13 protein-coding genes are annotated in these 12,126 nt (G+C 63.5%); 10 read left to right on the forward strand and 3 right to left on the reverse strand.

Annotation, left to right across the window (positions count from 1 at the left end; genetic code table 11):
- Positions 1-562: 562 nt before the first annotated feature.
- The 4 genes from AWB68_RS48535 to AWB68_RS47435 all read left to right on the forward strand — a co-directional run bounded on the left by AWB68_RS48535 (position 563) and on the right by AWB68_RS47435 (position 2,089).
- Positions 563-721 (forward strand): hypothetical protein, encoded by a 159-nt coding sequence (locus AWB68_RS48535; protein WP_160110145.1) that lies wholly within the window; start codon positions 563-565, stop codon positions 719-721.
- 129 nt (positions 722-850) lie between these two features.
- Positions 851-1,045 carry a type II toxin-antitoxin system RelB family antitoxin gene (gene relB / locus AWB68_RS38790; RefSeq protein ID WP_087649517.1) on the forward strand — a complete coding sequence of 65 codons (195 nt, stop codon included), beginning with the start codon at positions 851-853 and terminating at the stop codon, positions 1,043-1,045.
- Positions 1,035-1,307: a type II toxin-antitoxin system RelE/ParE family toxin gene (locus tag AWB68_RS38795; RefSeq protein WP_087649508.1), complete on the forward strand. Its 273-nt coding sequence runs from the start codon at positions 1,035-1,037 to the stop codon at positions 1,305-1,307. The genes relB and AWB68_RS38795 overlap by 11 nt, the downstream gene beginning before the upstream one ends.
- Before the next feature lie 383 nt (positions 1,308-1,690).
- Positions 1,691-2,089, forward strand: a complete 399-nt coding sequence (locus AWB68_RS47435; RefSeq protein ID WP_125483191.1) for a hypothetical protein — start codon at positions 1,691-1,693, stop codon at positions 2,087-2,089.
- 773 nt (positions 2,090-2,862) lie between these two features.
- On the opposite strand, the gene AWB68_RS38800 is transcribed toward AWB68_RS47435, so the two are convergent.
- Positions 2,863-4,278 carry an amidase gene (locus AWB68_RS38800; RefSeq protein WP_087649509.1) on the reverse strand — a complete coding sequence of 472 codons (1,416 nt, stop codon included), beginning with the start codon at positions 4,276-4,278 and terminating at the stop codon, positions 2,863-2,865.
- Between the two features lie 121 nt (positions 4,279-4,399).
- On the opposite strand from AWB68_RS38800, the gene AWB68_RS38805 reads away from it, so the two are divergent.
- Positions 4,400-5,308: a LysR family transcriptional regulator gene (locus tag AWB68_RS38805; protein ID WP_087649510.1), complete on the forward strand. Its 909-nt coding sequence runs from the start codon at positions 4,400-4,402 to the stop codon at positions 5,306-5,308.
- Between the two features lie 147 nt (positions 5,309-5,455).
- On the opposite strand, the gene AWB68_RS38810 is transcribed toward AWB68_RS38805, so the two are convergent.
- Positions 5,456-5,785 carry a hypothetical protein gene (locus AWB68_RS38810; protein WP_087649511.1) on the reverse strand — a complete coding sequence of 110 codons (330 nt, stop codon included), beginning with the start codon at positions 5,783-5,785 and terminating at the stop codon, positions 5,456-5,458.
- A 338-nt stretch (positions 5,786-6,123) separates the two neighbouring features.
- On the opposite strand from AWB68_RS38810, the gene AWB68_RS38815 reads away from it, so the two are divergent.
- Genes AWB68_RS38815 through leuD form a run of 3 tightly spaced genes read left to right on the forward strand, consistent with a single transcriptional unit; the run spans position 6,124 to position 9,045 of the window.
- On the forward strand, positions 6,124-7,035 hold the full coding sequence (locus AWB68_RS38815; RefSeq protein WP_235028741.1) for an isocitrate lyase/PEP mutase family protein: 912 nt from the start codon (positions 6,124-6,126) through the stop codon (positions 7,033-7,035).
- Positions 7,032-8,441 carry a 3-isopropylmalate dehydratase large subunit gene (gene leuC / locus AWB68_RS38820; protein ID WP_087649513.1) on the forward strand — a complete coding sequence of 470 codons (1,410 nt, stop codon included), beginning with the start codon at positions 7,032-7,034 and terminating at the stop codon, positions 8,439-8,441. The genes AWB68_RS38815 and leuC overlap by 4 nt, the downstream gene beginning before the upstream one ends.
- Entirely contained in the window at positions 8,434-9,045 is a 612-nt protein-coding gene (gene leuD / locus AWB68_RS38825; RefSeq protein WP_087649514.1) for a 3-isopropylmalate dehydratase small subunit, read from the forward strand. The genes leuC and leuD overlap by 8 nt, the downstream gene beginning before the upstream one ends.
- A gap of 22 nt (positions 9,046-9,067) precedes the next feature.
- Here leuD and AWB68_RS38830 read toward each other — a convergent pair whose 3' ends face one another.
- Positions 9,068-9,901: a GntR family transcriptional regulator gene (locus AWB68_RS38830; RefSeq protein WP_235028742.1), complete on the reverse strand. Its 834-nt coding sequence runs from the start codon at positions 9,899-9,901 to the stop codon at positions 9,068-9,070.
- A 134-nt stretch (positions 9,902-10,035) separates the two neighbouring features.
- Here AWB68_RS38830 and AWB68_RS38835 point away from each other — a divergent pair, with 134 nt between their 5' ends.
- Positions 10,036-11,493: an MmgE/PrpD family protein gene (locus tag AWB68_RS38835; protein ID WP_087649516.1), complete on the forward strand. Its 1,458-nt coding sequence runs from the start codon at positions 10,036-10,038 to the stop codon at positions 11,491-11,493.
- A gap of 82 nt (positions 11,494-11,575) precedes the next feature.
- Positions 11,576-12,126: MFS transporter (locus AWB68_RS38840; protein WP_125483192.1), on the forward strand; the 551-nt coding region annotated here is incomplete at its 3' end.

Consider the following 12,126-nt stretch of genomic DNA (forward strand, 5'->3'; position numbering starts at 1 on the left):
GGCGCCGCCACCGAAAGCGTGTTGCGCGCGAGGTAGTTGATGATGAGCCCGGCCGCGACCAGGCTGACCATCCACCAGCGGATGCCCTTGATTTTCATTGCTGTGTCTCCTCGAAGTTTTTTAACTGATCAGATGGGCCGCATCGCTGGATCAGTCGAGTCACCGGACTTGCTGTCCTCGCGCGAGGAAACGGGCCGACGAAGCTGCCAGCCGGGTAGCGCGGGCCGGAAGCATCGAGCTCATTCGGCCGCGGCAGCACCCCTGCGTGGCGTATGCCTCGGCGTTCTGCGTCGTCCGACACTCCGGTGCGCTTGGCAACGTCTATAGTTGTACGATAACGTACTATGTGCCATCTGCGCAGTCATTTCAACTAGGCACATACCCGATGGAAGAATAGACATGAATGCTCCTTGATTGGAGGAAACAGACGGTCCAAATGTTATACGATGTCATATATATACTACCGAGCACCCGCTCCTCTAGAGCAATCACCAAATGGCGGCGGTTGGTTGAGTCGGCAGAGCGCAACTGGAAGGACTGTTCGGTCGAAGATCGGGAGCAGATGCGAACGGAACTGACGAAATTCCTGGAGCGGCTTCGCCCCGACATCGAAGCCAGTACCATCGATGACTTCACGAAGGCCGATTTGGTCGAACGCGCCTGGTCGTTGCATCATGACGCAGGGACGCTCCAATGGGCCTGCGCTATCATGAGTGCATGAGCAATCAGACCTATGAGGAATGGGCTCGCGAGCGAATCCGCCGTGCCCGCGAGAGTACGCGCGCACAATGCAGGCGAGGCAGTGTTCGAGCGCGGGTTCGCCCACCTCGAAGCGAAGAGGAAAACGAATATGGGAAAGATTCCGATCGACCCCGCTCTTACTGAGCACGACAGCATGGAAGAGGCGCTGGCCTACGACAAGTGGTTCCGCGAGGAAGTCCGGCTCTCGCTCGATGAGGAAGGCGACGACATTCCGCACGATCAAGTCGTTGCGAACCTGCGTGCGCGCGCCGAAGCGCGGCGAAAGGCACGCAATGCTGGTTGACTGGCGCCCGAGAGCAGAGCGCAAACTCGACAAGATCCACGAATACATCAGCAAAGACAGCATCGATGCCGCAGACTTCGTGCAGGAGTCGATTCTAGCGGCGGCCGCCGCACTACCCGACCATCCCTACGTATACCGCGAAGGTCGCGTGCCGAACATGCGGGAAATGGTCCTGCTGCCGAACTACATCGTCGTCTATCGCGTGAAGCGCGATCGCATTCAGATCGTGAACGTGCTTCATTCGCGCCGCCGCTACCCCTGAGTTTGCTGATCGTCCGACTCTCCCAGCCCGTTCCCGCGAATTCTTTTTCGAGCTGTTAACGACACACGGACTGAACACTGGATCAAATGCGGCGCTCAGTCCTCCCCTTTGAAATGGCTGCCTTAGCAGTCTCGGTCCGCAATCCCGAGCCATACCCGCCGACGCAACCCGGCGCGCCAGCCAAACGCCCGCCCGGGCGACACCGTGGATCCCCATAAACCTCCCACAAGCCCCTGCAACGCCGCGACGACTCCTTTTCGACCTGATCTTCGCAGCGGCCCATTTCGAGTGGCCAAACCTCCAGGCCACCCTGCTCGACCCGATGCTCGCCCTGTCGTCAGGTGCGGGGTACAGCCCGACGGCTTCTTGCAAGACGGTAGTCATTGATCGATGTCCCGTTCTTCCAATTTTGCTCTAGACGGCCACTGCTTCCCGAAACAGTCAAAGCCACATACAGATGCCAAAAACAAAACATCCCACCTCCAAAGGACAGCGTCGCACCGGACTGGCCGCTTGCCGGTTCCGAGCGGCTCAAAAAATCGGGCCGCGCGGACGATGCGCAGATCGAGCGTCACCAGCTGACGCCGGGCCGATTGCAGAACGTTACCCCAACAGACAAGACGGGCCGAATGGCCGCGCGCGTCGCACTCGATCAATTGTATGCTCGCACTGAGCGCGAGCTAAAATTTCCTTCTAACCAGCGGGCAGTAACTCTGTTCGCATCTTTGGCTACCGCTCTGCCGAAAAGCTGGCGCGATCTGACGGCAGCACCTGCTGGTTGATCTCCGTCATCGCTACCATCAGGTTGGGATGAGACGCCGCATCCATGCGCGGTGTCGAACCGGCCGGTTCGAACACCGGCAGGCTGACCGCGAATTTCGGGAAGCAGTTTCCGTCCAGCTTCACCTGTGGAAAGAGACCAGGGCCCGTACTACCGTCGCCAAGATCACTACTGCAGCCAAACCCTAAAAAGCCAACAACGGGAAGCCACAGTCAAAGCTATTGCGCTCCAGCGATCCCGTGTTGCACGCTTGCGATGCTCTCCCGAATCTTGGGACATGGCGCCTCCCATTTAGCTATGCTTACTTTGTTGATCAATCTTTACGTGGCTGAAAATCGCTCGTGGAGTGACCGATGGCGATGGGCGTCGGCGATTTCTACATGTCGTCCAATTCTTACACAGACATTTCAGCATTGTCATTCGTGTTCCATTGGTGCATCCGTCGACCTAAAGTTCGACTGCGTCGGCGCATGACGAATTGTGGAATAGCAAGGTTAGTGTTTGGCGAAAAGCCGTGTCGGAGTATGGTAAGCCGCATATACCGTTCGCATCATTATCGTTTGCCAGACATCCTTGCCCATATTCGTACCGGTCTCCGCCAAACGCGGGATCGGTGCTCGGCGCACTGCGCGGCACGATCGAGGGACGCGAGGCCCCGGTTTCGAATGGAAGCGTAGTGTTTGGCCGGCATCACAGTACGTCCTTATTCCGGCCGCAGCGCGTCGCATCGTGAGTGCACGGGCAACATGCACATGCGTTCCGCCGCCAAACCGATCAGAGCACTGGTCGTCGATTACCGAGACCGCCTTTGCGTTCGATCAGTGTTCCCAGCTGGAGGATGGTTGCCTCGTTGGTCCAACTCGACACCAGTTGAATGCCGATGGGCAGGTTCTCGGAACTCAACCCATACGGTACCGAGAGCGCCGGCAGCCCGGTCAGGTTGAACGGCGACGTCGCGCTCATGACGTGCGTCCACGGTACTGTCATGCCATTGACGACCAGCTCCTGAGCACCGTGCGGCGTCGCGGTCATCGGATTGACCGGACACAGCAGCACGTCGTACTTTTGAAAGTAGCCGGCGAATGCGGACCTGAGCGCCTCGGCCTGAGCCTCTGCACCGATGAAATCCTTGAACGAAGGATTCGACCTTTCGACGATGCCCACACCGATTGCGTGCAGTTCGCCTTCACGGCCCGCAGCAAGTGCCTTGACGTAAGGCACGATCTCTCCGAAAACGACCGTCATAAGCGCTGATAGAGGGTCGCCGAGGAACGGCAGACTCACCTCTTCAACATCGCACCCGAGGTCCGCAAGCCGGGCAGCGGCGTTGGCGACGGCCGCTGTTATCTCGGGATCGACCGGACCAAAGGCCGCATCCGATACCCAACCGACACGAACCGGCTGACCTGCGATTCTGCCGTCACCGGGCGCGGCTTCCCTTGCGTGAACCGCGTAGCCATCGACGCCGTCGGGTCCGCGAAGAATCGAATAGCCCAAAGCGACGTCGCGCACGCTGCGAGCCATCGGGCCGACATGCCACCAGCGCGACGTCACCGTCGGAAAGTGACCTGTGTAGGGAATGCGGCCATGCGTGGCCTTGAGTGCGGCGATGCCGGTAAACGCGGCGGGACCGCGCACCGAGATCGCCACGTCACTGCCAATGCCGATCGGCGACATGCCCGCGGCAATCGCTGCCGACTCTCCGCCTGACGATCCGCCCGGCGTGCGTTCGAGATTCCAAGGATTGTTGGTGCGGCCGGTCACCAGATTGTCGGTTTCCGTCCACGCTGAGAACTCGGGAAGATTTGTCTTCATCAACGGGATGCCGCCGGCGGTCTTGAAGCGCGCGACCGACGTAGCGTCCTTGTCGGGGACGTTCGTTGCGAAGAGGCGGGAGCCACGCTGGGTCCGCACGCCCGCTGTGTCCAGCGAATCCTTGATGGAAAACGGCACGCCGTGCAGAGGACCCAGCGCATCACCGTTCAACACAGCCTTTTCTGCGACCCGCGCGGCCTTCAGTGCTTCCTCTCCCATCAACGTAACGACCGCATTCACCTTCGGATTGACTGCTTCGATTCGTTCCAGATGAGCCTGGATGACTTCGACCGGCGACAAGGCCCGGCTCCGTATCAGGCGGGCTAACTCGGTGGCATCTGCGAAGTAGATGCTGGCTTGATCGTTGGCGTTCATTTGGCACTCCATTTATCGGTTTCGTCGCGTTCCGTCGGAATCTCGACGCTGAACGCAGAGTACATTAATCCGCGTCATCAATTAACATTGCTACGTCGGATATGACTGATCGAGAAAACGCATGAATAACATGGGCTTGTCCGAGGCGGAAACGTTCCTGGTCGTTGCGGAATGCGGCGGCTTCGGGGCAGCGGCGAGAGAGCTTGGCGTGACCCAATCCACCATCAGCCGGCGGATCGCCATTCTCGAGGCCAGACTCGGCGTCCGACTGATCGAGCGGACCACGCGGCACGTTGCATTGACCGACGCGGGCCGCTCGTACGCCAGCGAGTTGCACGACATTCTTCTGCGCTTGAGGGACGCAGATGCGCGAGCTCAGCGCGGCACGGCGGAGCCGGAAGGACTCGTGCGCGTCACCATGCCGACGGCGTTGGGGCGTGCCAGCGTGGTACCCGCTCTTGCCCGGGTCGCCCGACGTTATCCGAAATTGCGCTTCGAACTCGATCTGTCCGACCGCTATGTGGATCTGGGCGAAGGCACTTACGATGTCGCCGTGAGGCTTTCCACCACGCCGCAATCCGGTATCAGGGAGGAACAGATTGCGTCATTCGGGCTGTGCCTGTGCGCTTCGCCCGGGTATCTGAAAGCGCGTGGCAAGATCACGGAACTCTTGCAGTTGGCCGCCCACGATTGCCTTGCGTTGAGGACGTACGCACCCCGCACGTCCTGGCAGGTGGTCTGGCATGGCGAACCAACCGAGCTTCGCTTCACGCCCAGAGTGACCGTCAGCGACGTGTACGCGCTTCTCGACCTGTGCGCTTCAGGGCTAGGAGTCGCCGTGTTGCCTATGTATGCCGCTGACGTGCCGATGGCGAATGGCAGTCTCGTCGATGCTGCGCCAGGCCTTTCATTTGCGAATCTGGATATTTTCGCTGCATACGCGCGCGATCGGGCGAAGCTGCCGAAGGTGGCGGTCGTGCTCGACGAGCTTCGCCGAATGCAGAGCGGGCTGGAATCCGGGTCTGGTTAGGCAAGAGTGCTGAGGAACGTCTTCGTCCACAATTTAAGAATCGAGAGTTGGACGGCGTTCGCAATCGGACATGTATCAGGCTTGGAACTCCCCACGCGCCTGGCGCTGTTCGACGCTCGTTTGGACCTGGCTGCATTCGATTGATGTTCAGGCCTCTTCCGGTCGGTTGCCACCGTTGAAACGGCCAAACCGGCGCGCAAGATAAAGACTCAACAGCAATGCACCGAGCGCCGCGGCCAACATGTCGCGCGCCGCTCGAACATCGAAATCTCCAACGCGGCACAGCAGCAAATAGCCCGCAAGCAGATTGACGAACCCCCACCACACGTTCGCCGTCGACGACGAGCGCCCCTCCCCACGCGGCCTCGCAAACGGAGTCTGGAATGCGCGTCCCATCAGGCCGCTGACGCAATGCGGCACCGCATTGGCCAGACAGGCGCCGCCAAAACACCACAGAACGAGATCAAGCACTTGCATTGAGTAACTCCTCGAAATGAAATCAGGCGCGACTCGCACAATCCTCTACGTCGAAGATCGCACCGCATTGTCATATCATTATCACATATAGACCATTAACGACAGGCATGCTTTCCGCGTTTGCATTCACGCATGCGGACGTGCGACTGCTCCGCAGTCCTCGATGTGACCCCCGCTACACGTCGCGGCGTGGCGCCCGATCCCGCGTAAACCCTTCTTTTTGTGTTTCGTTGTTATGTTACTATAACAACGAAACGAGAGCCCGGGCGATTTCACCAGCCGTCCGCTACGCCCCCGACTGGTCTTTCCGCTTCACCGATACGCCAAGGAGACACGCCTTGAATCTTCCCCCTTCCATTCGCTCGCTGCTGGGCCGCACGGAGCTGATCGTTGCGCCGGGCGTCTACGACGGCCTGACCGCGAAGCTCGCCGAGCAGGCCGGCTTCGCAGCGGTCTACATGACCGGCGCCGGCACCGCGGCCGCGCGCGGCTTTCCCGATTTCGGCCTGTTGACGATGTCCGAGATGGCCGACAACGCTGGCGTGATTGCCCGCAGCGTCGACGTGCCGGTGATCGCCGACGCGGACACCGGCTTCGGCAACGAACTGAACGTCACGCGCACGATCCGGGAATACGCGATCCGCAGCGTGTCCGCAGTGCATATCGAGGATCAGGTCAACCCGAAGCGCTGCGGACATCTCGACGGCAAGGAAGTGGTGTCGCGCGACGACTTCATCGCGAACATCCGGGCCGCGTCGGCGGCGCGCGAAGGCCGCGACTTCACGCTGATCGCCCGCACCGATGCGCGGGCTGTGCTCGGCCTCGACGAAGCGCTTTGGCGCGCGAACGCCGCGCTCGAAGCCGGCGCGGACGTGGCGTTCGTCGAGGCGCTGCAGGACCTCGATGAAGTCGCCGCCGTGCCGCGCAAAGTGGCCGGCCCCTGCCTGCTCAATCTGGTGCGCGGCGGCAAGACGCCCGATATCGGCCTGAAGGACGTCGAGGAGATGGGTTACCGCATCGCCATCCTGCCGAGCCTGCTGCTCAGTGCCGTCTACGCAGCATGCGATCAGGCGCTCGCGACGCTGCGCGACACGCAGAAGCCGCCGTCGTCGCTTGGCGTGCCGAGCGTGCGAGCGCGCTTCCAGCGCATGGGAGCGGACGACTGGGACGCGCTGCGCGTGCGCTTTCGCGAGCCGGTGCCAGAGCCGAAAGGCTTGCCGCGTCGACGCGTTGACGGAGGCGCACTGTGATCGCGAAAACGCTTTTCGACAAGATCTGGAAAGCACATGTCATCGAACAGGCCGATGACGGCTGGGCCCTGCTGCACATCGACCGCAATCTTCTGCATGACCTGTCGGGCAATGCCGGCCTCGCCGCGCTGGCCGAGCGCGGCCTGCCAGTGCGCCATCCTGAGATGGCGTTCGCGACGCCCGACCACGCGATCTCGAGTGCGCCGGGCCGCGCCGGCGAAGCGGGCACGATCGGCGCGAAGCTGCGTGCGCGGCTCAAATCGGCGACGCAGGAACACAGCATCCGTATGTTTGATGTCGGCGAGATCGGTCATGGCATCGTGCACGTGATGTCGCCGGAACTCGGTCTTACGCTGCCCGGCGCCACGCTCGTCTGCGGCGACAGCCATACCTGCACGAACGGCGGGCTCGGCGCTTTGGCGTTCGGCATCGGTTCGTCGGAAGTGCTGCACGTGCTCGCGACGCAAGCGCTATGGCAGCGCAAACCACGAACGATGCGAGTCAGCTTTGAGGGTTCGCCGGGACGCGGCGTGTTCGCGAAGGACCTGATCCTGTACCTGATCGGGCGTCTTGGCGCGCATGCGGGCACGGGCTTCGCGGTCGAATACGCAGGCTCGGCGATCGCCGCGATGAACGTGGAGGCCCGCATGACGATCTGCAATCTGTCCATCGAGATGGGCGCGAAGATTGGCCTGGTTGCGCCCGACGACAAGACCATCGCCTATCTGCAAGGTCGCCGCTACGCGCCGCGCGGCGACGCGTGGGACGCCGCCGTGAAGGCGTGGCGCGCGTTGCCGTCGGACGCGGATGCGTGCTTCGATCGCGAAGTCACCATCGACGCCGCCGCGCTCTCTCCAATGATGACGTGGGGCACGAGCCCGGAGCACGTGATACCCGTGGACGGCGTCGTGCCCGATCCAGCCGCCGCAACCGACGCCGCAAATCGCGACGCGTGGCAGGACGCGCTCGACTACATGGGCTTGCGCGCCGGCCGGCCGCTCGCTGGCACGCCGGTCGACTGGGTGTTCATTGGCTCGTGCACGAACTCGCGGCTGTCGGATCTGCGCGACGCAGCGGCGCTCGCGAAAGGACAGCGCATCGCGACAGGCGTCAATGCGTGGGTCGTGCCGGGCTCGGAAGTGGTCAAGCGCGAGGCCGAGGCCGAAGGTCTCGACGACGTGTTCCGCTCGGCCGGCTTCGAATGGCGCGAGCCGGGCTGCAGCATGTGCGTCGCCGCGAACGGCGAGACCGTGCCGTCGGGCGAGCGCTGCGTGTCGACGTCAAACCGCAATTTCGTTGGCCGCCAGGGACCGGGCGCGCGCACTCACCTCGCGAGTCCGCAGAGCGCGGTAGCCGCCGCGATCACGGGCGCGATCACGGACGTCAGGGAGCTTTCGCATGGATAAGGTCAGCGTAATTACCGGCGTGGCGGCACCGCTGCTGCGCGCGAACGTCGATACCGACACGATCATCCGTATCGAGCGGCTCACTCACGAGCCACGCGAGCAGCTCGGCCGCTTCGCACTTGAAACGCTGCGCCTGCGCCACGACGGCAGCGAGGATCCAGCTTGCATGCTGAACCAGCCACCATTCCGCGATGCGCCGATTCTGCTTGCCGGCCAGAACTTCGGCTGCGGCTCGTCGCGTGAGGGCGCGGTATGGGCGCTGATGGCGATGGGCACGCGCTGCGTGATCGCGCCGAGCTTCGGCGAAATCTTCTACAACAACTGCTTCCAGAACGGCATGCTGCCGGTACGGCTTTCCGCCGATGCAATCGCGACACTCGCAGAGGCCGCGGCGTCGCGCGAGGTGACGGTCGACCTGTCAGCGCAGGCCGTGAGCGTGGGCGAAGCCCGGTTTCATTTCGACATCGAGGCGTTGCGACGCGATGCGCTGCTCGAAGGCCTCGACGACATCAGCCGCACGCTCGCCCGGCTGCCGCGCATCGAGGCATGGCAGCGCAGCGACCAGCTTTCCCGGCCGTGGATCTGGTCGGTGCTCGATGCCTGAAGATGCTATGCGCCTCTATCGCTTAGCGCCTGGACGGCGCACGCTTTTTCCCAACAGCCGAAGGACGCGGCACGTCGTGCACCAGTTGCCCGGTGCGCAGCGTGTTCATCGAGTCGGCCATCATGTCGACGACGATGCGGCTGTGTTCGGGATTGACCGTCAGCGTCAGGTGCTGCACCGGCGTGCGCGCGCCATCGTAGACGATGCGCGAGAGCCTGAGCAGCGGCACGCCGACCTCGGTGTCGAGCCAGCGCGCGAAAGTCGGGTCGGCGGCAAAGGCTGTCACTTCCTGGATCACGCGGCCGAACTCGATGCCCTGGCTCAGCAGGATCTCGTACATCGCGTGCTTCTTCAGCGTCGTTGCGGTGATCGACTTCGCGAACTGCTCCGGCACCCACGCATCGGACACCATCACGGGCACGTCGCCGATGCGCCGCAGACGCATCGCGTGAACCGCCCGGACATCGGGCGCCAGATGCATCTGCTCGGCGATCGTCGGCGGCGGCACGGTCTTCTCGACGCTCAGCACCTCGACGCGCGTTTCCTCGGCGCTCTTGTGCAGCGCTTCGACGAAGTTGAGCGTCGCCGCCTCCCGTGCGGCGGGCAGATCGGACGAGACGAACGTGCCGAGCCCTTGCTTGCGCCGCAGATAGCCCGCTACCTCGAGATCGTTCAGCGCCCGCCGCACCGTGATGCGCGACACGCCGAAGTGGTTGCACAAGTCCTCTTCGGTGGGAATCAGGCTGTCGGCCGGGTAACGGCCGGTGACGATGCGCTCGCGCAGCACGAGAAACATCTGCCGATGCAGCGAGGTTCCCTTGGTGCGATGCAAGGACGGAGTGACAGGTGTGGTCATCGGAATCGCGGATCGCCTGGATCTGAGCATTATGACATGTCGTTATGACGACGTGCGTAGAGAGCGAGCGCCCGACGCGCCATCTTCGAACCGTGGTCATTGTTGGTACACCCTTCGTAACGAGGAAGCTTGAGATGGCACTCCCCACCCAGTCGAACGAACTCTCGACGCATGCCTGCCCTCCCACCGATCCGAACGGTCCGACCGGCCGGCTCGCCGCGTGGCTTGCGTCAGTCACCACCGGCGACATTCCCGGACACGTACTGGAGCGTGCGAAGCACCTGACGCTCGACGGCATCGGCTGCGCACTCGTCGGCGCGCAACTGCCGTGGTCGAGCAAGGCCGTCGAGCTGGTGTGCGCGATGGAAGACGGCGGGCGTGCGGCGCTGATCGGCCGCGGCCTGCGCACGAGCGCGCCCGCCGCCGCGTTGCTCAACGGGACCTTCATCCAGGGCTTCGAGCTCGACGACTTCCATCCGCTCGCGCCGTTGCACGCCGCGTCCGTCGTGCTGCCTTCGCTCTTCGCGACCGCCGAGCTGCTCGGCGGGACGACGGGCGCTGATTTCCTGCTCGCGGCCACCTGCGGCTACGAAGTCGGGCCGCGGGTCGGGCTCGCACTGCACGGCTCCGAAATGCTGTCGCGCGGCTGGCACTCGGGCGCCGTATTCGGCACGCACGCGAGCGCCGCGGCGGCCGGCAAGCTGCGCGGCCTGTCGGCCGCTGCATTCGAGGATGCGTTGGGACTCGCCGGCACGCAATCGGGCGGCTTGATGGCCGCGCAGTTCGAGGCGATGTCCAAGCGCATGCACCACGGCTTCGCCGCGCGCGCCGGACTGTATGCGGCGACGCTCGCGCACGGCGGCTATACCGGCATCAAGCGCGTGTTCGAACGCGAATACGGCGGCTTCCTGTCGACGTTCGGCGAAGGGCACGCACCCGATGCGCAACAGGTGTGCGGCCAACTCGGCGACAAGTGGGAGACCGAGGCGTACATCATCAAGCCGTATGCGGCAATGGGCGCGCTGCTCGCCCCGATCGGCGCGATGCTCGAATTGCGCGAACGCCGGCGCTTCCGGCCCGACGACATCGAAACGATCGAACTCGATTGCGCGAGCGCCGCGTTCCATCACGGCGGCTGGCAGGCCGAGCGGCCGCTCACGCCGATCGGCGCGCAGATGAACATGGCATACGCTGTCGCGGTCGCGGCGCTCGACGGCGCGGCGCTGATGAACCAGTTCCGTCCCGAGCGGATCGACGCCGACGACGTGTGGGCATTCATGAGCAAGATCGCCGTACGCCACGAACCAGCATTCGACGCGGACGGCCCGCTCGCGCGCGGCGCCGTGCGGATGCGCGTGACCTTCGCCGACGGCAGCCGCGAAGAAAAGCTGCTGCGGCATCCACGCGGACAGCGCATCGAGCCGATGTCGAATCGCGGCATCGTCGAGAAGTTTCGCGCGCTGACGGGCGGCATCGTCGGGCCGGCGCGTCAACGCGAGATCGAATCGCTCGTGCTCAACGTCGAGCGCCTCGCCGACGTGCGCGAGCTGATCGACGTGCTCGCGCCGCCGGTCGCGAACGCATTCGCCTGACTCGGCGGCCCCGCAGGCCGCAACGATACACACCCACTCACATAACGATGTCCACCCGGACTGACCGGGACTGGAGGAGCACATGTCATCGACGCATCATGCCTTGGACACCATCGAGCGCCGCTACGCCGACGCGCCAGCACTCGCCGCCGGCGCGGCACAGAAAACCACCGGACTGATTGGCGCACGGCTCGACCGGCTGCCCGCGACGCGCACGATCTGGTCGCTTGTCGTGCTGATTTCGCTCGGCGGCTTCTTCGAGTTTTACGAGTTGTTCGCGACCGCGTACATTGCGCCGGGCATCGTCCGCTCGGGCGTGCTGCATGCGACGTCGAGCAGTTTTCTCAGCCTCGACAGCGTCGCCAGCTTCATTGCTGCCGCGTTTCTCGGCCTGCTGATCGGCACGCTGATGTTCGGCACTATCGCGGACCGGCTGGGTCGGCGCTCGGTGTTCACGCTGTCGCTGTTGTGGTACACGGTGTCGGCCGCCATCATGGCGTTCCAGACCACGCCGCTCGGCCTGAACTTCTGGCGTCTGATGGTCGGCATCGGCCTCGGCGTCGAGCTCGTGACGATCGACAGTTACCTCAGCGAGCTGGTGCCAAAACACGTGCGCGGCCGCGCGTTCGCGCT

It is taken from the genome of Caballeronia choica, from assembly GCF_001544535.1.
GTDB classification, from domain to species: Bacteria; Pseudomonadota; Gammaproteobacteria; order Burkholderiales; family Burkholderiaceae; genus Caballeronia; species Caballeronia choica.

Bases quoted from the DNA above. Each gene is read 5' to 3' on its own strand.
- AWB68_RS48535 (WP_160110145.1), top strand. From the start codon at position 563: ATGCGAACGGAACTGACGAAATTCCTGGAGCGGCTTCGCCCCGACATC.
- relB (WP_087649517.1), top strand. From the start codon at position 851: ATGGGAAAGATTCCGATCGACCCCGCTCTTACTGAGCACGACAGCATG.
- AWB68_RS38795 (WP_087649508.1), top strand. From the start codon at position 1,035: ATGCTGGTTGACTGGCGCCCGAGAGCAGAGCGCAAACTCGACAAGATC.
- AWB68_RS38800 (WP_087649509.1), bottom strand. From the start codon at position 4,278: ATGAACGCCAACGATCAAGCCAGCATCTACTTCGCAGATGCCACCGAG.
- AWB68_RS38805 (WP_087649510.1), top strand. From the start codon at position 4,400: ATGAATAACATGGGCTTGTCCGAGGCGGAAACGTTCCTGGTCGTTGCG.
- AWB68_RS38810 (WP_087649511.1), bottom strand. From the start codon at position 5,785: ATGCAAGTGCTTGATCTCGTTCTGTGGTGTTTTGGCGGCGCCTGTCTG.
- leuD (WP_087649514.1), top strand. From the start codon at position 8,434: ATGGATAAGGTCAGCGTAATTACCGGCGTGGCGGCACCGCTGCTGCGC.
- AWB68_RS38830 (WP_235028742.1), bottom strand. From the start codon at position 9,901: ATGACCACACCTGTCACTCCGTCCTTGCATCGCACCAAGGGAACCTCG.
- AWB68_RS38835 (WP_087649516.1), top strand. From the start codon at position 10,036: ATGGCACTCCCCACCCAGTCGAACGAACTCTCGACGCATGCCTGCCCT.